The sequence below is a fragment of the uncultured Shewanella sp. genome (genome assembly GCF_947497935.1).
GTDB lineage: Bacteria > Pseudomonadota > Gammaproteobacteria > Enterobacterales > Shewanellaceae > Shewanella.
Window position 1 is genome coordinate 196,951 of the sequence record NZ_CANMIO010000005.1, and the last position, 20,548, is coordinate 217,498.

Sequence of the window (20,548 nt, forward strand, 5' to 3'; positions counted from 1 at the left end):
AAGTGATAATTATAAAATTTTATCACTTTACTGTTTGAGCCAACCTATTTGGTTACTTCTCATCCTGATTGATCGCAATGCGTGCAGGATCTGGCATTACGATCTCTTCACCAACTTCATTCCAGGTTTTGTAATTACGCAATTTGAAGCCCATAAATACGATGAAAGAACAGATCATGATCCCCCAACCTATCGCGACTTCACCACTTGTTGCCCACATAGCGACAAGGCTTGATGCACCGAATGATAAGCTGATCTGTAAGAAGTTCTGTAAACCTGCAGCTTTTGCCGCATTATCTGGGAACTCTTGCAGTGCACCGTTAACGACAATCGGGTAAATACCACCGCTACATGCTGCTAAAACTGAGAATATAGCCAGCAATGGGTAAATTGATAGCCCCTGTAGCAAGATGGTCACAACTGCAATAGACATAGCACAAGTGCCAAAAACAGATAGTAATAGCTTTAAGGTTTTCTCTGAACCGATTTTACGAATAAGGGTTTTACTCGCATAGCCACCCAAAATAAAGGTAATGGTTTGTGGAATAAAGCTTAATCCAATGGCTGTAGCATCAAAACCGTGTTGCTCCATCACTACTGGCCACAATGTCAGGTACGAGAAAAATGCACCAGAACAAGCACCAAATATCACTACGTTACCTAGGAATTTGGTATTTTTAAGAATCGATACAAAGTTGATCTCTTTTTTATCATGACTGATTGCTTTGGTTTCTGCAGGCACAAACCAAACTGTCAGTAAAATCATTACCGCAGCCATAGCGGTTAAAGTAATGAAAATACTCTGCCAGCCTAAAGACTGTAAAATAAACGCACCTAAGATTGGAGCAAGAGCTGGGGATAACGCAACTAATGGCATAATGTTAGAAAATACACCTTGTGCTTTTGCGGCATCGTATTTTTCAATAACAATCGCTTGCCAAATTACACCGGCAGAACAGGCACCTAATGCTTGCATAAATCGTGAAATATTAAATACTAAGATTGAATCACTTACCGCTAGCGAGAAGCTTGCTGCAGCGAAAAGTACTAGACCAAAGATCAGTGAATTACGTTTGCCAAAACGCTCAACTAAAGGTCCATACAGTAACTGACCAAGCGCTAAGCCAGCTAAGAAGAAAGTCAAAGACATTGCGACTTGAGATGGCGAAGTTGCCATTGTGTCTTCAATTGCTTTGAATGCAGGCAAGTACATATCGGTGGCAATAAAGCCCAACATACTTAACACTGCTAGATATGTGAGAAAAATGTAGTATTTTACATTTGTTAGTGAGTTCATAATTGGAAATTCTGATCTGGATTTATTAAAGTCGCGCAGTGTAAACACTTGATAAAGAGCTGTGAAACGTTTATTTTTCACATTAGCCATCAAAAAAAATCACAGCAGGATGTGAACCATGCTTTCAGAACAATCGCTTCAACTCATCGATATGGTTGCCCGAGTTGGCAGTTTTACCGCCGCAGCGAATAAATTACACAAAGTCCCATCGGCTGTGAGCTATGCCGTAAAGCAGATTGAAGAAGAATTGGGTGTCGTCTTATTTATAAGACATCATCGAAGCGTCAGCTTAACTCCGGCTGGAGAACATTTCGTTAAGCACTCAAGAACACTCTTGACAGATATTGATGCCATGCGGGCCGATACCATTCGTGTCGCGAATGGCTGGCAACCTACCCTATCCATCGCACTCGATAACATTGTCAGAGCAGATAAAATCAGTAATTTAATTGCCGATTTTTATCGTACCTTTGACAATGTCGAGTTGATTATTCGAATAGAGGTCTTCAATGGCGTGTGGGAATCTATAGCCACTGGCCGAAGTGATATTGCTATTGGCGCAACGACCGCTATCCCGGTCGGGGGTGATTTTCATTTTAGAGACATGGGTGAAATAGAGTGGAACTTTCTAGTCGGAAAGAACCACCCGCTTGCGAAGATTGACCGCCCCCTTACTGATGATGAATTAAGACAATATCCATCTATCTGTCTCGAAGATACATCTAGAGAGATCCCTAAGCGAATGACCTGGCTGCTTGAAAACCAAAGGCGATTAGTCGTACCTGATTGGATCCGCGCCATCAACTGTTTCCGAGAAGGCTTAGGTATTGGTTACATGCCGGCTCACTTTGCCTTTCCCTTTATTAAGACGGGAGCCTTGATCCAGAAACAACTTGAGCGCCCAAATAAAACTAGCCCTTGCTGTCTAGCTTGGAATGCGACCAATCAATCACCCGCTATGGCTTGGGTTCTGGATTATTTAGGCGATAGTGAGAAGTTACATAAGGACTGGCTAGATTAACTAAGGTTAACTTGGGCTTATTTTATGTCCCAATCCCTTTATACCTTGGTTTGGCTACTGTATGATTCAATTACTTATAGAGTTTCCCCATTAATGTCGTCCAAGGGAACTCTTTGTTTATCTCGTGCTCAAACAAAATAGCTTGAAATTTGTCTTCGGAGAAAGATATGAAAGATATGACACAACAAACTGCGTATAGCAGCACTTCAGTCGAAGTAAACAAACTGCTAAAAAACACCTATATGCTGCTTTCTATGACCCTAGCGTTTTCTGCAGTGTGCGCAGGTTTGGCGATGGCGTTGGCAATTAGTCCAATGATGTCTTTAGGCTTATCAATTGGTAGCTTAGTGCTTTTATTTGTCACCCTTAAGAAGGCTGACTCAAGTGCTGGGATCTTCTGGGTATTTGCCTTCACTGGTATGCAAGGGGCTTCACTCGGTTACATTCTTAACCACTATGCGGGCATGGCAAACGGTCCTCAACTAATCATGCAGGCACTGGGTTTAACATCATTAATCTTCGTCACCCTTTCAGGTTACGCTGTAACGACGAAAAAAGATTTCTCGTTTATGCGCGGTTTCCTTATCGCAGGCTTAGTCATTATGGTTGTTGGCCTACTGGTTAACCTATTCCTAGGTAACGGTATGGTCTTTATGGCGCTTAACGCAGGTATCGCATTGTTAATGACAGGCTTCATTCTTTACGATACAAGCAAAATTGTTAATGGTGGCGAAACTAACTATATTCGTGCAACCATCTCTTTATACTTAGATTTCTTAAATCTTTTCGTTGCACTGCTGCATTTAATGGGTGTTGGCGGAGATGACTAATACCAATTAATTTTAATTGAGTTAAAATGGCCCTATTACAGGGCCATTTTTTTTACCATGAGCAAATTTATTATTCAGGTTAACTCTGCCAGCTATGGCAGTGCAGCAAGTTACAGTGCCTACCGATTCGCTAAGGCCGCATTAGAAAGCGGTCACAGCATTGAGAAGATATTTTTCTATCAAGATGGCGTATTGAACACCAACCATCTCAATAGTCCCGCCAGCGACGAATTCGATCTCAAACAAGCCTGGATTGAGTTACATAACCAATACGGAACCGCTTTAGTCAATTGTGTATCTGCCGCACTTCGCCGTGGCGTTCTTTCTGAGTCCGAGGCCAAGGAAAATAACCTGAGTCAATGGAATATGCAGGCCCCATTTATAATGGGCGGCTTAGGTGAGTTAGTGATCGGGATAGAAACTGCTGACAGATTAGTCTGCTTTTAACTCTTTAGTTAATCTTGTTTGCAAGGCAAAAAGCGTTTATGAAAAAATTGTGTATTGTTTTTAAGCAGCCACCTCATGGTACTGCACATGGCCGAGAAGGCCTTGATTTGTCTTTGCTCAGCGCAAGCTTTGAGCAAGAAGTTAGCTTATTATTTACTAATGAGGCGGTGTTAACTCTACTTAGAGACCAAGATCCTGAGTCCATTGGAGCTAAAGACTATATTTCGACATTAGGCGCACTGCCTTTGTATGACATAGATACCGTCTTGGTGTGTAGCGAGTCTATGCAAGAATTGGGGTTGTCAGAGCAAGAACTGCGAATTGACGTAACATTAAGCGCGCCAGATGAGATTGCTAGCCATTTTAATGCAGTGGATGAGGTTATCGTTTTCTAATGATTTTACACCTAATACAAAGCTCACCAGAGCAAAGCTCCGCATTAAAGACATGTTTGCGTTATGCCAAGCAATCAGATTCTATTTTACTGACAGGGAATGCGGTTAACTGTTTGCTAAAACAAGATTGGGTCGCACAGTTAAAAGAGTATAATGTCGTCGCATTACAAGAAGATGTGAAAGCTCGTGGGCTGACAAACCTGTTAAAAGACACAAAACAGATCAATTACGATGATTTTGTATCGCTCAGCCTAAAATTTAATAAAGTAATTAGTTGGTAAAATGATTGAATTCAACGGAACACAAATCGAAACGGACCATCAAGGCTATCTAAAGTCTGTTAATGATTGGACTCCTGAGCTTGCGCCACTTATTGCGGCTCAAGAAGACATCATACTTACCGAAGCACATTGGGAAGTCATTAACTTTGTTCGAGACTTTTATTTAGAATTTAAAACCAGCCCGGCAATCAGAGTACTGGTTAAAGCTATTGGTTTAAAGCTAGGTACAGACAAAGGTAATTCTAAGTACCTTTATACCCTCTTCCCTGTTGGACCTGCAAAGCAAGCAACCAAAATTGCAGGTTTGCCTAAGCCGGCCAAATGTATTTAGGTTCTCAGTTCGGTTAACAGCTCTTTTAAAATAAGCCCTATTTCATAGGGCTTTTGTTTGCTTATCAAAGCTAGAATGTAGGTGCCAAAAAGAACTAGGGATGATAATGAATATCCCTTAATGATAGTCGCCCTTAGCCAGCTCCTCTTTTTAAAGGAAGTGACTTATTTACGCAGCAAGGCGTCTGTTATAAGAAGTAAATCCCTTATGCCTCTATCAAAAACGTTAGATACAAAAAAGCCTCCGCATGTTAATGCAGAGGCCTTTTTACTGTTACAAGAGAGGATGGTATCCGTACCCAGACTCGCTTTTTCGAAGAGCGTGGCACGGCTTACTTTATCAAGAGTGCGAGGGATTATTAGGTCTTACTGCTTTCTATCAAATTTTGGACGTAAAAAACCAGCTCTAGGCTGGTTTAGTCACTCTTCATAAGAAGATGGTACCCGTGGCCAGAATCTAATTGATATCTTGTATCAGCGAGGCATCTGTTATAAAAAACAAATCCCTTGTGCTTTTTAAACTGCGGATACAAAAAAGCCCCTGCTTTTGCAGGGGCCTTAATGATGGTACCCGTGGCCAGACTTGAACTGGCACGCTTATTCAGCGAGGGATTTTAAATCCCTTGTGTCTACCGATTCCACCACACGGGCAAACTCTTTGATTCTGACGATACGTATTGTCGGTACCAATACTGCTTTATCCTGTTCGGATTAAAACTCACCAAACTCTTATTCTTATAACTATAAAAAGTTATGGAGGCGCGACCCGGAGTCGAACCGAGATCGACGGATTTGCAATCCGCAGCATAGCCATTCTGCCATCGCGCCATTTTGTACCCTCAACCGCTGGGAACGAGGCATACTTTACTCGATTATAAAATTGAGTCAACTGGTTATTAATTTATTTGATTCAACTGCTTAAAACATATTCGAACAAGGTAAAAGATGTTCAGATATAGCCCAATTAATAGCAAGACTCCTATCTTTACTCCAATCACATTTGACGTAATCTTCTCTGTAGTATTTCAGCTTTACAGCAGGTAATTATGTTCTGTGATCATATTTGAAAATGGACAGGACTGCTCATTAGCTCGATGTCAGTTATAAAAAGTGAATCTCTTGTGCTCCTGGTAAAACGCTAGATACAAAAAAGCCCCAGCTTTTGCAGGGGCCTTAATGATGGTATCCGTACCCAGACTCGCTTTTTCGAAGAGCGTGGCACGCCTTACTTTATCAAGAGCGCGAGAGATTATTAGGTCTTACTGCTTTCTATCAAATTTTGGACGTAAAAAAACCAGCTCTAGGCTGGTTTAATCACTCTTCATAAGAAGATGGTACCCGTGGCCAGAATCGAATTGATATCTTGTATCAGCGAGGCATCTCTTATAAAAAGTAAATCCCTTGTGCTTCTAGTAAAACACTAGATACAAAAAAGCCCCGACATTGTCGAGGCTTCTCTGCAACTCTCGAAAGAGTTATTTGGTACCCGTGGCCAGACTTGAACTGGCACGCTTATTCAGCGAGGGATTTTAAATCCCTTGTGTCTACCGATTCCACCACACGGGCAAACTCTTTGATTTTGATGATACGTATTGTCGGTACCAATACTGCTTTATCCTGTTCGGATTAAAACTCACCAAATTCATATTCTTATAACTATAAAAAGTTATGGAGGCGCGACCCGGAGTCGAACCGAGATCGACGGATTTGCAATCCGCAGCATAGCCATTCTGCCATCGCGCCATTTTGTTCCCTTAACCGCTGGGAACGAAACGTACTTTACTGGATTAAAAAAATGAGTCAACTAATAACTTATTGTTTTTATTCATGTGGTTAAATCGCGAGCGAAAAACTTAAATTATAAACAAAGCAAGACGAAAGCTTAATCAGTAACGACTTTATGAACTTGAATGCATTTTAAAAAAGCTCAACAAGCTGGCAATTTATATTTTAGGCGTATCAAAGCTAGGCTGTAGTTATGTGCAGATTTGAACGCTCTTAAAGTTACAACGACAAGAGCTATATCGATAATCTAAAATGTGGCTCAGCTCGAATAACTCCTCTTTGTTATCTCGATAGCTTAATACACTTTAAAACTATCAATCGTCGCTTTCAGTTTCTTAGATTGAAGCAAAACGATATCCGTTGATTGCTGCGACTGTGCAATTTGATCTTCATTAGCACTCGAAATTGCGACGAGTTCTTGTAAATGGCCATTCACCTCATTATTAGTGTACTGCTGCTCTTCTGAAGCAGTAGCTAGTTGTGAGGTTTGTGAAGACAAACTCCGACACAAGTCTTCAACAGTAATGAGTTCATTATTGGCATCTTTACTCTTGGTCAAAGTATCCTGCGCTGTTTTAATTGACTCTTGAAGAATATTTACGACGACGATGATTTTTTTTGTAATTCAACGATGGTTTCATCGATAGCTAACGTAGCCTCATCTGTTTTACCAGATAGACCTCTTACTTCATCGGCGACAACAGCGAATCCTCTCCCCTGCTCTCCAGCTCTAGCGGCCTCAATAGCAGCATTTAGAGACAACAAATTAATTTGTGAAGCTAACTCTTGAATGGCCTTTGTTACACTTTGAATTTTCACTGATTGCTCATTTAGTTCGGAAATTTTTTCTTGGCCACTTAATAACCTCTCATTCAAATCGTTGATCTCAGCATTTGATTGTTTTGATATGTCTAATGCTTGTTCATTTGCTTTCCCTAGCTGGTTTGAGGCATCATCAGTGGCGTTAATTGAAAGGTTTATTTCTGAATTTACTGATACTAACTCATGTACAGAACTACTAATGCTATTTACACGAACAACAGCGTCACTGAAGCCCTGAGTCGTCATATTTAACTTGTCTGACATATCATGACTAGCAAGATTAATCGCTTCATAACTGTCCCTTATTTCCTGAAAAGCCTCCTGGAGTGATTCAACAAATCGATTAAACGATCGGGCTATATCACTAAATTCATCTCGGCCTTCAAAATTTATTCGACTTGTTAAGTCTCTATTTCCAGTAGATAACTTCTTGACCATGTGATTGAGAGCGTTGAGTCTAGAATTGATATTGGTCGCTATGAGATAAACGAAGCTCAAGGTGAATAAAAGTAAAACAAGCCCTAAAATGTGCAACCTGACTTTCTGGCCTTCGATATAGTCGGATATTAATAGAGAAATACTCTTGGCGTTGTCTACAATCCCAGCCTCAGCCTCTTGAGCATTAACCCTCATTACTCCTCTAAGACCTTCATTATACTCAAACCCGATCTTAAGGTGTAATTCAATAAGTTCATTATACGTACCGAAATAAGCGTCATAAACAGGCCTAACCCCTGGGTACTCTTCGATCGCTAACTCTAGTGCTTGCTTACTTATAAGTAATTCTTCAAGTGTTTGCTGAGAGTGATTAATACGAAACTCATAATCAGACTCTATAAGCTCAACCATAAGATGCTCAACTCTTATGGAATTAGTATTAACAATCGCCTCTTCTAGTTTGGCTCTAGTAGCATCAATTTCTTTCTCAAGGCCATCTTTATCATAGATTTGGTGAGAAAGCTGCGCTAATTCGACAAATGATCTTTGGTAGTTGTCAAGCTGATTAAGGGTAGTAGAACTGTTCGCTCCTATATTAAATAACAAAAGATGATCTTCGTTCAGCTTAACTAAATCCTTCTTTATTTGAACCATAACAGCAGCATGCTTCTCTAGGTATTTATCATCCATTCGTGAAAAAAAATCTTTTTCATGACGTCTAAGAGCTAGAAGTTCTGACTCAATAAACCAGTTTTGAGATGCTACCTCTTCTGCGTATATGATTTTGTTTATAATAACGTTCTCGAAGACACCATATAGCAGCATTGAAGTCGTTACGAGGGAAGCAAGTATTATGAGTTTTATCTTTATCGTCATTCCTTTGAACATATTTTAGTTTCATCCGTAAATAACTAATAAAAAAATAATAGTACAAAAAAACAAACCAACAATTATTTATCTAATCTGAGTGCATTTAGTGGAGTCTGAAGCTGAAGTAAGAGAATGTAATGACTAATGAGGCGTGAATATGTGCATGAATACAGGTTTTAGTAACAACTACATTGAAACCTATGTGAGAGTATCGACCGTATCAAGTCGCAACAGATTAAATAAAAGTTGATAGTCTTGCTCAGCCCCTCTTACCTTGCTAAGAGTGCGAGGGATTATTAGGTCTTACTGCTTTCTATCAAATTTTAGACGTAAAAAAACCAGCTCTAGGCTGGTTTAGTCACTCTTCATAAGAAGATGGTACCCGTGGCCAAACTTGAATTGGCACTCTTTATTAGCGAGGCGTCTGTTATAAAAAACAAATCCCTTGTTCTTTATAAGCTGCATATACAAAAAAGCCTCCGCATATTAATGCGGAGGCTTTAATGATGGTACCCGTGGCCAGACTTGAACTGGCACGCTTATTCAGCGAGGGATTTTAAATCCCTTGTGTCTACCGATTCCACCACACGGGCAAACTCTTTGATTTTGACGATGCGTATTGTCGGTACCAATACTGCTTTATCCTGTTAGGATTAAAACTCACCAAATTCATATTCTTATAACTATAAAAAGTTATGGAGGCGCGACCCGGAGTCGAACCGAGATCGACGGATTTGCAATCCGCAGCATAGCCATTCTGCCATCGCGCCACATGATGTAAATTGGAGCGACATATCGGGTTCGAACCGATGACCTATACCTTGGCAAGGTATCGCTCTACCAACTGAGCTAATGTCGCATTTCAATTTAATCCGTAATCAAGCTCTTGCTAAGCTTGCTTCCCCTTGACTACGGAATGGCATTCTACCGATTTACTGTTGAGAGTCAATCTCGAAAAAACAATTTCATGACTGTTTGATGTTAAATTCAGCAACACTTACATTTTTTAAGCTTTTAGGTGAATAGTCAGCCAAAAGACCGACCGAAGTGAATACTGTTTATTAGCGGTTATCATTACTATTATCTTTCGCAGTTTAATTTGACGAGCCCGGATCATGCTAATGCAACTACCCTACCCTTTTCAGTTCAGGCTTATGATTTTGTTAAAGATGCTCTGTGAATCAATTCAGGCTTCATAAACAGGTATGCCTTAAACGAAGAAAGTAAAAGCGTGGATCACTAAGAATCTTACAAAAAAAACACCTCTAATATAGAGGCGTTTTATCAACAAGTATTGAACTATAACAAATTAGCCATTTGGAAGTGACTGGTAGTTAAGGCCAAGCATTTTTTGCATAACACCAACAACCTGGCAGCTATAGCCAAACTCATTGTCATACCATACGTAAAGTATTGCACGATTGCCTTCAGCAATAGTCGCTTGGGAATCAACAACACCCGCGTAACGTGAACCCACAAGGTCACTGGAAACGATTTCAGTTGAATCGGTGTAATCAATCTGGTTTTGCAATTCAGACTGCAGCGCCATATCTTTTAGATACTCGTTAAGATCGTCCTTATTAGTCTCACCGTTAAGGTTTAAGCTAATAATCGCCATAGAAACGTTAGGCGTAGGTACACGAATCGCATTGCCTGTTAGTTTACCTTCTAGTACAGGTAATGCTTTAGATACAGCTTTAGCTGCGCCCGTTTCAGTAATTACCATGTTAAGTGGAGCACTACGTCCGCGACGGTCTGCACTGTGGTAGTTATCGATTAGGTTTTGGTCGTTAGTGTATGAGTGGATTGTTTCCACGTGACCATTTTCGATACCGTACTTGTCATTAACCGCTTTAAGCACTGGTGTAATCGCGTTCGTCGTACAGCTTGCAGCTGATACAATAGTATCTTCGTCAAGGATGTCTTGCTCATTTACACCATAAACTACGTTCTTAATTGCGCCTTTTGCTGGTGCAGTAAGCAATACTTTACTTGCGCCAGGAGATTTAAGGTGTAAACCAAGACCCGCTTCATCTTTCCAAATACCCGTGTTATCAACCACAAGAGCATTTGAAATCCCAAATTTAGTGTAATCCACTTCATCTGGAGAGTTAGCGTAGATAACCTGGATGTAGGTACCATTTGCGATAATCGCGTTGTTCTCTTCATCGACTTCAACAGAACCATTAAATGGACCGTGTACTGAGTCACGACGCAGTAGGCTTGCACGCTTTTCTAAATCACCTTTACGGCCACCTCGAAGAACGATTGCACGAAGTCTAAGCTTGTTGCTAACACCCGTTCTTTCAATAAGTAGACGTGCTAACAGACGACCAATACGACCAAAACCGTACAGGACGACATCTCTAGCAGCTTCGTCATCTTCGTTACTGATAGCATCTGCAAGTTCACGGCTCATATAAGCCTCAATCTGACTTGCATCTGGGTATTCGCGCCAGTAATTTACTGCTAATTTACCGATATCAACTTTGCACTGTTTTACCGCTAACTTGCTTAAAGCTTCAACAAATGGAAAGCTTTCACGTAGTCTAAGTTTTTCACCAACATGGCGACGCACTAAACGGTGCGATTTAATGATTTCGATTGTAGAGGCATTTAGTAGAGGTTTGCCATAGACAACAACTTCTACACCTTGGTTACGGTATAACTTACCAAGTAATGGCTGCATAGCCTCAGCCATTTCGAAACGTTCTTGCCAACTTTGTAGGTGTTTATCAGCGCTCATTAACAGATCCTTTATCTCACTTTTCTGATTTTTTCATCAGAAATGTTTGAGTAACAAAAAGAAAAGACCAATAATCTAACGTTATATAGGGTGTCTTTCCCCGTTTGGTCGGCGCCATTGTAATGAAAAGTCGGCTGTCAGGCTAGCAAGATATTTTTTATAACACTGTAATTTTATTAGATAAATATAGCCATGGAGCTAGGTTTGAACAGAAAATTTGTAATGTTTACATCATTTTTCGGGATTACGGTTTTATTTGGCCTTTTTGGCTGTGAACAGCCGACGAATACTCAGGTTATTTGTAACAAAAATCCTGAACTTTGTGCCGATCTGCATAAAGATAGCTGGTGTAGATTTGAGCGAGGAGACCTGATCCGCAATAGGTTCAAGCTAAAAAGTATACAAATGCCGTCTGGTGAGCAAATTTATCAGCAGCTGTTGTACTTAGAAGATTACAATAAATGTGTCGAACTCGCGGCTGGCGTACAACACATTTTACATCCTGAGCGAACTAATGAACGTGCACGAGCATTCGGCCTCAGTTCGCAATCGCTTGCACAATTACAAGAGACGACTCGAGGTAGTTCAGATCCTCACCTTGCTTACTATCATTGGTCCCGCTTTAATGACAATGAAGCAGAAGCCGTGTTATTTGCCGCGGAAAAAGCGAATAAGATAAAAGATGTCGACCTACAAGCTCAGTTAGCCTCTTATTATTTACGAATTAATCCACTTAAATCTAAACACCTTTATGCACAAGCTTTTCAAGGAACTAACCAAGACAATTTCCAACCGGATTGGTTGCTAGCCCTCGCTACCCTCTACCGTTTTGAAGAAAGAGGCGATATTGAATACTGGCTCTCTAAAACCAATATCGAAATGACAGAGGCTAAATTTTCTCAAGAGCAGATGCTAGCACTGATAAAGGGTAACAAGAATTTACAGCGTAAGTTGGATCGTGATGCCGTTGTCCTAGCAGATCAACTAGAGGCTGGAAAGTATCAACAAAGTAAGCTAAAAATATTGCTGGATAAAGATTTAACTAAGTCGCCATAAGATTTGCAGGTTAAATTCCTATTTCGGCAATAAATTTGCCAACTTACAGCTATCCTGTAAATTTAGACGATTTATATACAAATTCGCGACACGTGTAAAAAAATTACTAAAACAAACGCAAAACTTAGGCTTTTTTCACCGATATAACTTGACGATGGCTGCCAGTTTGGTAATTTTACTACCAGATTATGTTTTTTACATTTACCTGAGGGATATGAGATGACTATCCGAGTTGCAATTAACGGCTATGGCCGTATCGGCCGCAATGTTCTACGTGCTTTATATGAAAGCGAAAAGAACTATCCTATCAAGATTGTTGCACTTAACGATTTAGGCGATGCTTCAATCAACGCTCACTTAACTAAGTACGATTCAGTGCATGGTCGCTTTAACGCAAAAGTTGAACATGCAGACGATGCTATTTTTGTTAACGAAGACAAAATCTTAACCTTCCAAGAGCGTGACCCTTCTAAACTTCCTTGGAAAGAACTAGATGTTGACGTGGTATTTGAATGTACTGGTATATTCACATCTAAAGAATCTGTGCAATCGCACCTTGATGCTGGCGCGAAAAAAGTCATTATTTCTGCACCAGGCAAAAATGTTGATGCCACCATCGTTTATGGCGTCAACAACGAGCTCATCACCAGTGACATGACGGTAATTTCAAATGCCTCTTGCACGACTAACTGTTTAGCGCCATTTGCCAAGCCACTAAATGATGAGATCGGTATCGAATCGGGTCTTATGACTACGATTCACGCTTATACAAACGACCAACGTTTGTCAGACGTTTATCATACAGACCTTCGCCGCGCTCGCGCTGCTGCAATGTCGATGATCCCGACTCAAACTGGCGCTGCTGCTGCAGTAGGTCTAGTTGTACCTGAGCTTGCTGGTAAGTTTGACGGTCTAGCGGTTCGTGTACCAACTGTAAACGTGTCATTGGTTGACCTTTCTTTTGTTGCTGCACGTGATACTACAGTTGAAGAGATTAACGCTATCATTGAGAAAGCGGCTTCAGTTGCACCATTAAGTGAAGTATTGGCTGTTAACCACGAACCATTGGTATCTATCGACTTTAACCATAATCCATTCTCTTCTAACTTTGACGCGACACAAACACGTGTTAACGGTCGTCTTGTTAAAGTCATGGCTTGGTATGATAACGAATGGGGCTTCAGTAATCGCATGCTAGATAATGCCGTTGCTCTAATGACTGCCAAGTAATTGGTATGCCCTACTAAAAACCCAGCTTAGGCTGGGTTTTTTTATCTCTATACAAATTTAAATCACACAGATTCAAATTCAAAACAATTACGTCCTCGGCTTTTAGCCTGATACATTAGCTGGTCGGCTGTATGCAATAGTTCCTTGCAATCCAATTCTTTTTTACAACTATACACAGCCCCCAAACTGACTGAGATAGCTAATTCACCAGCATCTGTCATCACCTTGCTTTTAGAAATACACCTTTGAATATTAGTCGCAAATTGAACCGCTTCATGTTCGTCGAGGCCGGTCATGAAAACACAAAACTCTTCTCCTCCGATCCGGCCGAATATCGCTTCCTGTGATAGAATTGAATTCACCCTTTTTACTATCGCTTGAATAGTCTGATCTCCGACAAGATGGCCAAACCTATCGTTTACCCCTTTAAACCTATCGATATCAAACAGCAGTAGCGTCAAACTGTTACTTCGTTGACGATTTCGTCTTTCAAACTCATGGATAAAATTACGCCGGTTATTGATCCCCGTTAGCCCATCTTGACTCGCAAGTAATTGCAACTCTTTGTTGGCACGATAAAGCGCTTTAGTTCTATGTAACACGGTTCTTTTCAATTGGATAATGTAAAGCACTATCATACTTAACAATAGTGTCATCATTAATGGCACGAGGTAATTAGGGTAGACAGTTTCAATATGAAGCCACTTGCGTTGAATACGGTTTAATTCATCTTGTTCAACACGATTAAAACCGTCTTTGATTAAGTCTAGCAACACTTTGTTGCCCTTTATTACTGCGGGTTTGACTGAAGATGTGTATACATGTCTTGCGGGAGAAAATGCATTCTGCTGATTAGCTGTATATAAGTAGAAGTTCGCCACTTGAAAATCGGCAATAAAAACATTTAGCCCTCCATTAAGGACTGCAGAAATCATCTGTTCATTATTATTGAAAAGGCGCACTTTCGCGTAAGGAAACTCCCCTTTAACAAAGCTATCCTCGTAGCTTCCTTTTATGACGCCTAAAGTTTCACTTTGTAAGACAGATTCTATATTCATACTTAATAGCGATTGCTCAACAAAAATCTGCCCATCTAACTTAGCAAGACTATCTCCATAATCAAAAAATTCGGCTCTTTCAGTTGACCATAATAAACCTGCGTGGATATCTGCTTTACCATGTTTTAGGTTATCTAACGATTCTTGCCAATCAGTTAAAACAAACTCAACTCGGATTCGATTAACTTTTGCAAACTCTTTCCACAAATCTATCAGCAACCCACTTGGCTCGCCATTGTCGTCGAGATATGAAAAGGGTTTCCAGGCTTTCGAATTTGCAATGATGAGGGTTCTGGGCTCTGACTTGATAGCTGTGGGAGGTTCAGCTGAGTGGGCGTTGATAGTCACAGTGATGAAATACACACTCAAGAAGAATAAACAGAAGATAAGGGCATTCGACTGTCTAGAAGTTCGACAGTTAATACTTCTTGCTATCGTGCGCGCATCATCTCTCACGAAAAACAGATCCTTTGTAATATTCGCTGTTGAATCAATTAACATGACTTAAGCAATGCGGTATTGTTTGAGATGAACAATACCGACCGGAGCTTAGTTGCTTCATCTTTAGTTTAAGCTTTGGCTAATTCAAATCTAGCCATGTCTTGATTTTATTATAGTCAAACCTTTAGTTAATTAGCGACCTACTGACTGGCCTAGCACTGATAGCTTCATCTATCGACTCAAGGTTTTGATTGATATAACCGAGCAAAATATTTCTTTCAGTTGCACCAATATCTGCACGCAAAACGGCCCTGTGCAACTCAAGTGATTCCGATTTTAAGCTTAGCAGAGTTAACGCTGAAATCTGTTCGACGCTGAGGTAACGTTTAAGCAACATCCTTTGGGTAAGTTTAATAGAGATTTGTACGCTATGACGAAGAATAGCCAACTTATTGTCAGCAATAATTTGAGAAGCCAATCCGCTGTATTGGAGATATTGTTGTCGAGTAGAATACATAGCCACCTCATAGGAGTAGCCCACTAGGTGCGGGCTTTATGAGGCTGAGCTTAGCAAGCTGTAACTGTACTCATACTTAATAACAGCTGATTACCTGCAACTAAACGGTACAAATTTCTTGATGGACTTTCGAAGCCTATTAATAATTAAAAAATTAACTTCGCTTGATCCTGACAACTTTGAAGATTTCCATTTCAAAACCAGCCACGCCCTGAGTGTCGGCATAATATGTTATGTTGACCCTTGCACCGTTCAGACTTTTATATTTTTTGGTTCGCCGAAATGTAAAGGGTGTATCACAGTCATCGATCATCACGGTATGTTGTACCCATTCGTCTTTTACTCTCTGGGTATGCGAGCAGACTTTGACCCCTTCTGAATGTACTAGTTTATCGTGCTTAACCAACATTTTGTCTACTGTGGACTTCACGACTTCCTCCATAGCAAAAAAGTAATCTATAAAAGTAGCACAGAGAGGTTGGTGAGTAAAAATTTCAGCTAAAAATAGCGGTCTTTTATCCAGCCATAATGGTAGTAACCCCACTGCCCTAGTCGTCTTAAACTTGCACCAGGAAACTTAGGTGCTGCGCTGTGATAAAGAGGAAGCTCGGGTACCGACTTTCCAACTATCTGCTGCGCCAAACGATAGGCAGCTTGGGCACTAAATGAGACGCCTGAGCCACAATAGCCAAGACTGTAGCCGATGCCATTATTCTCATACACATGGGGAATGTCATCGAAAGCAGCTGCAATCCAACCGGTCCAGTTATAATCGATGCCTTTATATTTCAGCGATGGAAAACATTGGTTTAACGCAAACTTGAGACGTTGCTGATAAATAGGGCTGTCAGCATATCGACCAAAAATAGCTCCTCGCCCGCCAAAGAGTAAGCGGTTATCGGGTAATAAACGGTAATAATATTTAAGCACCCTAGTATCCATAATTACTTCTCGGCTCTTAAGTCCCGCAGTGGCAAGTTCCTCTTCAGTCAGAGGTTCGGTGACTATGATATTACTTAAGATGGGTAAAAATCGGTTATCTACAGCCGAGTTAAAATGCTTTGGTGTATAGCCATTGCCTAATGTCACCACTTTCTTTGCGATAACTTCTCCTTTCATTGTCATCAAGTGATGAGAACCATTTTCTTCAACCCATGACTCGACACAAGACTGCTCATACACAGGGATCCCTAGCTTCTCAACCATAGCCTTGTAACCCATTAATAGTTTGAGAGGGTTGACTCCAAAGCCATTTTTGAGCCTTAAAGCCCCAAAAGCCTGTCGATGATCCATATAATTAGCTTGGAGTTGTGACAGAGTGAGTATTTGAGCGTCGTCACCTAAATACCTTCCTATAAAGTTTGCCGAGTCGGTAAGTTGAGACATTGCTTTCGCATTATGAGCTATTTTTAGGTAGCCTTTAGATTGTGGGTCACAATTAATACGGTGATCTTTTATTAAACCTTCGACACGTCCCACAGCCTCGCTAAATTCGGAGTAGATCCCTTTAGCAGTATCTAGATCCCAGCGTTTAGCCATTTGGCTATAACCTAGTCGACCGGAACCTTTGAGCACAAAACCGGCATTTCTCGCACTAGCACCGAATCCAACTCGATTAGCCTCAAGCACGCAGACATCAACTTGATAATGTTTTGCTAGATAATAGGCAGTTAATAATCCTGTATAGCCTCCTCCAATAACCGCTACGTCCATGTGGATCCTATCAGTTAAGGCTGGATTTGCAGTGCCGATATCTATTGTATCGGACCAATAAGAACGACATGTGGACAGCTGTTTGGGGGATTTGGCAACTAATGGATCGAATCGGTCGCTTTGGTTAATGTGCATAGTACTCCCTTAAAACATCAGTAGCATTTCACATGCAGCGCAATGACAATTCGGCCCACATAGAATACAAATATATTGTGGATGTTCTACTGTATTGTTCCAGCGATTAGGGTGCTCTTTGATGAGCCTTCCTCCAGCTTTAGTGAAGTACTTAACTGCAGCATTATTAGGGCTTTGCTTCCAAAGGTGGCTCACACCCGCAATGGCTCCTTGCTCGGTTAACGCCGCTATTGAGGCCGTTAAAAGTTTTCCCCCTAACCCTTTGCCTCTCGCCTGCTCGGCTACCGTATTACACTTCAGATAACCAACTTTACTCGGCTCAACTTGCCAATCAGATATCGTACACCATTTGTCAATCGGCCACTGCCCAGAGGCGTAACATAGCCTAAAGCCAAGTAGATCACCCTCGTCGATGGCAATAAAACAGCTATTAATGTCATGTTTGTTACCGAGTTTTACGATATGAGCTAATGTTTCAAAGTCGAGGTAACCATCACCATGAACTTGATTTCCAAGAGCAATAACGGCATCGAAGTGTGTTTCTGTTAGTGGGATGATCATGGTATTTAGGCTGTTGCTTTAACAAAAATGTCACACTAACATGTTTTTCACCTTAAAAGCTTCTCTAGCATTATTAATCAGTCTGCCGACATATAAACAATATAAAAAAAGCGCTATGTCTAAGACATAGCGCTTTTTAGAGTAGATTATAAATTAGCAGCTGCTATTCAGCTTTCCAACCTAGTTTCTTCTCGATAGATTCGATCATCGCACCAGCGATATCAATACCTGTCGCTGATTCAATGCCTTCCAGTCCAGGTGACGAGTTAATCTCTAGTAATAGAGGTCCTCGGCTAGAACGAATAATATCAACACCAGCAACACGTAAGCCCATTGTTTTAGCAGCTTTAATCGCCAATTGTCTTTCCGCAGCGCTCACAGAAACGATTGAAGCACTACCACCCATATGAATGTTAGCTCTGAACTCACCAGGAGCCGCTGTACGCTCGATTGAGGCAACAACCTTACCGTCAATCACAAAACAGCGTAAGTCTTTACCTTGGGCTTCTTTAATGAACTCTTGCACAAGTAAGTTAACACGCAGAGATTTAAATGCGTTAATCACACTTTCTGCTGCTTTCGTTGTTTCAGCAAGAACAACGCCCTTACCCTGTGTACCTTCAAGCAGCTTAACGATAAGCGGAGCGCCACCAACCATGTCGATTAGATCTTTAGTATCCACTGGCGAGTTAGCAAAACCACTTGTTGGAATATCTAGGTTATTTTTCTGCAATAACTGCAGCGAAAATAACTTATCTCTTGAACGAGTAATCGCATCAGACGTGTTTAATGCCTCGATATTCAAACTTTCGAAGTGACGTGTTAACGCGCAACCATAGAAAGTCATGCTTGGTCTAATACGTGGAATAACTGCATCAACGTCATTCAACACTCTGCCACCACGATAGTGGACTTCTGGTGAAGATGCATCAAGCTTTAAATAACATTGGCTGATATTTAAAAATACCACCTCATGACCGCGTTGCTCACCCGCTTCGATGATGCGTCGGTTACTGTATAAGTCAGGGTTGCTGGCTAGTAACCCGATCTTAAGGCCACTTTTCTTAGCGGTTTTAACACCATAAAGATGTTCAACCTCTACGTCGTCCTTCTCACCTAAGCAGAATGATTCAGATGGATCAACTAAGGTCTTGTTGCTCATTGCTTCACGACCTAGCAGCATGCGGAACCCCATACTGTCACGGTTCGTTAAGGTCAACTCAACTTCCCAAGCATTACCGCCCAACTGGATAACAGAGGCGATAACATAGCGTTTCTCTGACTCACCGTTAGAGCTCTTTACACTACGGCGATCAATAACTTTGCTTTCACATCTAAGAATGATCTTGCGACTGTTTTGTATCGGGTGAAGTTCAAAAGAAACCCATGGCTCGCCTTCTCTTTTAAAAGGACGGATATTAACAGCATGGATTGATGACGTTCTGGCGCCAGAGTCTACTCTAGCTTTAATTGCAGGAACACCAAGAGATGGGAATGCACACCACTCTTCACTTCCGATAATAAACTTATTGTCGCTCATTACAATTCTTCCAGTTAAGTTAAATTAAGGAGCGCGAAAGTACTCCTTTTTTCAGCAGATGCAAACTAAATTTTAGTTATTTACTGCATACGGATAGAATTTTTTCTAAAATCCTGAAAACTGAGACTTCTATCGCAATTTTACTACCGCATAAACGTGTGAAGTCACGGTGATGCCAATTATTAAAACAGGGTATCAAAAATCCTATTTTCAGAGTAGGTTCGTCGGGTTAATTATAATTTACGCTATTTAAAAGTGTTGAGTAGCTCACTTTCTTTCCATTAGCGTCAAAATTTAAATTACCAAGGTATTGGTTTCCCTTGGTAATCGTAAAACTCACCACTTTGATCCCATGTTAACTTTCCAATTACCTCCAACATTCCTTTAACCGACATATCAGTATCGATAAGCGCTTTAGGGCCGCCCATCGCTGTCAGTACCCAACCTGGGTGCAAGGCGACACATTTTATCCCATCACCTTTTAAGTCAATTGATAGACTCTTAACCACTGAGTTTAACGCGGCTTTAGATGAGCGATAATAATAGCCTCCCCCACTCGAGTTATCTTCCATACTGCCCACTTTAGAGGAAATAAATGCAGCCACAGTATTAGACCCAAGTTTTAGATTTTGATACAAGGCTTGAGTGAGTAGTAATGGTGCTATAGTGTTGACCTCAATGACTTTACGCCATTCATTAGCATCGCAGCTTCCGAACTCGACTCCCTTGGGTCCATAATAACCAGCATTATTGATCAATAGATCGAGCGGAGTATCGGCTAACTTTTCTGTTAGCGCAGCCATCGACTCACAAAGAGTTACGTCGAGTGCGAGAACCGTTAGTTGTTCATAATTTGATTTTAATACCGACAATTCAACCGCTTTTTTCGGGTCTCGACAACAGGCCGTAACATTCCAACCAGCCTTCAAATAGTGTTCAACGAAGGCTCGCCCAATCCCACGATTTCCCCCCGTAATTAATACATGTTTAGTCATTTGGTCACCTCCACTAAGCTTCATCGTCTTATATTCGCTC

At 40.9% G+C, this 20,548-nt stretch carries 19 protein-coding genes, 7 tRNA genes and 1 pseudogene; 8 read left to right on the forward strand and 19 right to left on the reverse strand.

Annotated elements, in window-relative coordinates; translation table 11 throughout:
- Window positions 1-52: 52 nt before the first annotated feature.
- A complete protein-coding gene (punC, locus tag Q1A86_RS07830; protein WP_299805066.1) occupies window positions 53-1,297 on the reverse strand; it encodes a purine nucleoside transporter PunC in 1,245 nt (414 codons plus the stop codon).
- Between the two features lie 118 nt (window positions 1,298-1,415).
- Here punC and punR point away from each other — a divergent pair, with 118 nt between their 5' ends.
- The 6 genes from punR (at window position 1,416) to Q1A86_RS07860 (ending at window position 4,602) form a co-directional block, all read left to right on the forward strand.
- A complete protein-coding gene (gene punR / locus Q1A86_RS07835) occupies window positions 1,416-2,318 on the forward strand; it encodes a DNA-binding transcriptional activator PunR (protein WP_299805068.1) in 903 nt (300 codons plus the stop codon).
- A 176-nt stretch (window positions 2,319-2,494) separates the two neighbouring features.
- Entirely contained in the window at window positions 2,495-3,148 is a 654-nt protein-coding gene (locus Q1A86_RS07840; RefSeq protein WP_299805327.1) for a Bax inhibitor-1/YccA family protein, read from the forward strand.
- A 57-nt stretch (window positions 3,149-3,205) separates the two neighbouring features.
- On the forward strand, window positions 3,206-3,595 hold the full coding sequence (tusD, locus tag Q1A86_RS07845) for a sulfurtransferase complex subunit TusD (RefSeq protein ID WP_299805070.1): 390 nt from the start codon (window positions 3,206-3,208) through the stop codon (window positions 3,593-3,595).
- Between the two features lie 38 nt (window positions 3,596-3,633).
- Window positions 3,634-3,990, forward strand: coding sequence for a sulfurtransferase complex subunit TusC (gene tusC / locus Q1A86_RS07850; protein WP_299805072.1), 357 nt, complete (start codon window positions 3,634-3,636; stop codon window positions 3,988-3,990).
- Window positions 3,990-4,271 carry a sulfurtransferase complex subunit TusB gene (tusB, locus tag Q1A86_RS07855; RefSeq protein WP_299805074.1) on the forward strand — a complete coding sequence of 94 codons (282 nt, stop codon included), beginning with the start codon at window positions 3,990-3,992 and terminating at the stop codon, window positions 4,269-4,271. Before tusC ends, tusB begins: the two co-directional genes overlap by 1 nt.
- Window position 4,272: 1 nt before the next feature.
- Window positions 4,273-4,602 (forward strand): TusE/DsrC/DsvC family sulfur relay protein, encoded by a 330-nt coding sequence (locus Q1A86_RS07860; RefSeq protein ID WP_299805077.1) that lies wholly within the window; start codon window positions 4,273-4,275, stop codon window positions 4,600-4,602.
- A 564-nt stretch (window positions 4,603-5,166) separates the two neighbouring features.
- Here the strand turns inward: Q1A86_RS07860 and Q1A86_RS07865 are convergent.
- From Q1A86_RS07865 to Q1A86_RS07910, 10 genes are all read right to left on the reverse strand, one after another.
- A tRNA-Leu gene (locus Q1A86_RS07865) sits at window positions 5,167-5,252 on the reverse strand.
- Between the two features lie 103 nt (window positions 5,253-5,355).
- Window positions 5,356-5,429 (reverse strand) — tRNA-Cys (locus Q1A86_RS07870).
- Between the two features lie 652 nt (window positions 5,430-6,081).
- A tRNA-Leu gene (locus Q1A86_RS07875) sits at window positions 6,082-6,167 on the reverse strand.
- Between the two features lie 103 nt (window positions 6,168-6,270).
- A tRNA-Cys gene (locus Q1A86_RS07880) sits at window positions 6,271-6,344 on the reverse strand.
- Between the two features lie 337 nt (window positions 6,345-6,681).
- Entirely contained in the window at window positions 6,682-6,945 is a 264-nt protein-coding gene (locus Q1A86_RS07885) for a hypothetical protein (RefSeq protein ID WP_299805080.1), read from the reverse strand.
- 38 nt (window positions 6,946-6,983) lie between these two features.
- Window positions 6,984-8,534 carry a methyl-accepting chemotaxis protein gene (locus tag Q1A86_RS07890; protein WP_299805083.1) on the reverse strand — a complete coding sequence of 517 codons (1,551 nt, stop codon included), beginning with the start codon at window positions 8,532-8,534 and terminating at the stop codon, window positions 6,984-6,986.
- A gap of 489 nt (window positions 8,535-9,023) precedes the next feature.
- A tRNA-Leu gene (locus tag Q1A86_RS07895) sits at window positions 9,024-9,109 on the reverse strand.
- A 103-nt stretch (window positions 9,110-9,212) separates the two neighbouring features.
- Window positions 9,213-9,286: transfer RNA gene (locus Q1A86_RS07900), tRNA-Cys, on the reverse strand.
- A gap of 13 nt (window positions 9,287-9,299) precedes the next feature.
- Window positions 9,300-9,375 (reverse strand) — tRNA-Gly (locus Q1A86_RS07905).
- Between the two features lie 450 nt (window positions 9,376-9,825).
- Window positions 9,826-11,262 carry a glyceraldehyde-3-phosphate dehydrogenase gene (locus Q1A86_RS07910; RefSeq protein WP_299805086.1) on the reverse strand — a complete coding sequence of 479 codons (1,437 nt, stop codon included), beginning with the start codon at window positions 11,260-11,262 and terminating at the stop codon, window positions 9,826-9,828.
- A gap of 204 nt (window positions 11,263-11,466) precedes the next feature.
- On the opposite strand from Q1A86_RS07910, the gene Q1A86_RS07915 reads away from it, so the two are divergent.
- Together Q1A86_RS07915 and gap are read left to right on the forward strand one after the other, a co-directional pair.
- A complete protein-coding gene (locus tag Q1A86_RS07915) occupies window positions 11,467-12,318 on the forward strand; it encodes a DUF2989 domain-containing protein (RefSeq protein ID WP_367277898.1) in 852 nt (283 codons plus the stop codon).
- 219 nt (window positions 12,319-12,537) lie between these two features.
- Window positions 12,538-13,548, forward strand: coding sequence for a type I glyceraldehyde-3-phosphate dehydrogenase (gap, locus tag Q1A86_RS07920; RefSeq protein ID WP_299805088.1), 1,011 nt, complete (start codon window positions 12,538-12,540; stop codon window positions 13,546-13,548).
- A 62-nt stretch (window positions 13,549-13,610) separates the two neighbouring features.
- On the opposite strand, the gene Q1A86_RS07925 is transcribed toward gap, so the two are convergent.
- The 8 genes and pseudogenes from Q1A86_RS07925 to Q1A86_RS07960 all read right to left on the reverse strand — a co-directional run bounded on the left by Q1A86_RS07925 (window position 13,611) and on the right by Q1A86_RS07960 (window position 20,508).
- Complete coding sequence (locus Q1A86_RS07925) at window positions 13,611-15,062, reverse strand: sensor domain-containing diguanylate cyclase (protein WP_299805090.1); 1,452 nt, start codon at window positions 15,060-15,062, stop codon at window positions 13,611-13,613.
- 169 nt (window positions 15,063-15,231) lie between these two features.
- Window positions 15,232-15,564, reverse strand: coding sequence for a hypothetical protein (locus Q1A86_RS07930; protein WP_299805092.1), 333 nt, complete (start codon window positions 15,562-15,564; stop codon window positions 15,232-15,234).
- Window positions 15,565-15,718: 154 nt separating this feature from the next.
- On the reverse strand, window positions 15,719-15,994 hold the full coding sequence (locus Q1A86_RS07935; protein ID WP_299805094.1) for a hypothetical protein: 276 nt from the start codon (window positions 15,992-15,994) through the stop codon (window positions 15,719-15,721).
- Between the two features lie 68 nt (window positions 15,995-16,062).
- Complete coding sequence (locus Q1A86_RS07940; protein WP_299805096.1) at window positions 16,063-17,412, reverse strand: FAD-binding oxidoreductase; 1,350 nt, start codon at window positions 17,410-17,412, stop codon at window positions 16,063-16,065.
- A gap of 9 nt (window positions 17,413-17,421) precedes the next feature.
- A complete protein-coding gene (locus tag Q1A86_RS07945; RefSeq protein ID WP_299805098.1) occupies window positions 17,422-17,973 on the reverse strand; it encodes a GNAT family N-acetyltransferase in 552 nt (183 codons plus the stop codon).
- A 163-nt stretch (window positions 17,974-18,136) separates the two neighbouring features.
- Window positions 18,137-19,021: a 30S ribosomal protein S6--L-glutamate ligase gene (gene rimK, locus Q1A86_RS07950; RefSeq protein ID WP_299805332.1), complete on the reverse strand. Its 885-nt coding sequence runs from the start codon at window positions 19,019-19,021 to the stop codon at window positions 18,137-18,139.
- 84 nt (window positions 19,022-19,105) lie between these two features.
- Window positions 19,106-19,513: pseudogene (locus Q1A86_RS07955) on the reverse strand (ATP-dependent zinc protease); the annotation flags it as partial.
- A gap of 299 nt (window positions 19,514-19,812) precedes the next feature.
- Entirely contained in the window at window positions 19,813-20,508 is a 696-nt protein-coding gene (locus tag Q1A86_RS07960) for an SDR family oxidoreductase (RefSeq protein ID WP_299805100.1), read from the reverse strand.
- Window positions 20,509-20,548 lie beyond the last annotated feature (40 nt).

Bases quoted from the DNA above. Each gene is read 5' to 3' on its own strand.
- gap (WP_299805088.1), top strand. From the start codon at position 12,538: ATGACTATCCGAGTTGCAATTAACGGCTATGGCCGTATCGGCCGCAAT.
- tusB (WP_299805074.1), top strand. From the start codon at position 3,990: ATGATTTTACACCTAATACAAAGCTCACCAGAGCAAAGCTCCGCATTA.
- Q1A86_RS07860 (WP_299805077.1), top strand. From the start codon at position 4,273: ATGATTGAATTCAACGGAACACAAATCGAAACGGACCATCAAGGCTAT.
- Q1A86_RS07890 (WP_299805083.1), bottom strand. From the start codon at position 8,534: ATGTTCAAAGGAATGACGATAAAGATAAAACTCATAATACTTGCTTCC.
- tusC (WP_299805072.1), top strand. From the start codon at position 3,634: ATGAAAAAATTGTGTATTGTTTTTAAGCAGCCACCTCATGGTACTGCA.
- Q1A86_RS07945 (WP_299805098.1), bottom strand. From the start codon at position 17,973: ATGATCATCCCACTAACAGAAACACACTTCGATGCCGTTATTGCTCTT.
- tusD (WP_299805070.1), top strand. From the start codon at position 3,206: ATGAGCAAATTTATTATTCAGGTTAACTCTGCCAGCTATGGCAGTGCA.
- Q1A86_RS07940 (WP_299805096.1), bottom strand. From the start codon at position 17,412: ATGCACATTAACCAAAGCGACCGATTCGATCCATTAGTTGCCAAATCC.
- Q1A86_RS07910 (WP_299805086.1), bottom strand. From the start codon at position 11,262: ATGAGCGCTGATAAACACCTACAAAGTTGGCAAGAACGTTTCGAAATG.
- Q1A86_RS07930 (WP_299805092.1), bottom strand. From the start codon at position 15,564: ATGTATTCTACTCGACAACAATATCTCCAATACAGCGGATTGGCTTCT.
- Q1A86_RS07840 (WP_299805327.1), top strand. From the start codon at position 2,495: ATGACACAACAAACTGCGTATAGCAGCACTTCAGTCGAAGTAAACAAA.
- Q1A86_RS07960 (WP_299805100.1), bottom strand. From the start codon at position 20,508: ATGACTAAACATGTATTAATTACGGGGGGAAATCGTGGGATTGGGCGA.
- punC (WP_299805066.1), bottom strand. From the start codon at position 1,297: ATGAACTCACTAACAAATGTAAAATACTACATTTTTCTCACATATCTA.
- punR (WP_299805068.1), top strand. From the start codon at position 1,416: ATGCTTTCAGAACAATCGCTTCAACTCATCGATATGGTTGCCCGAGTT.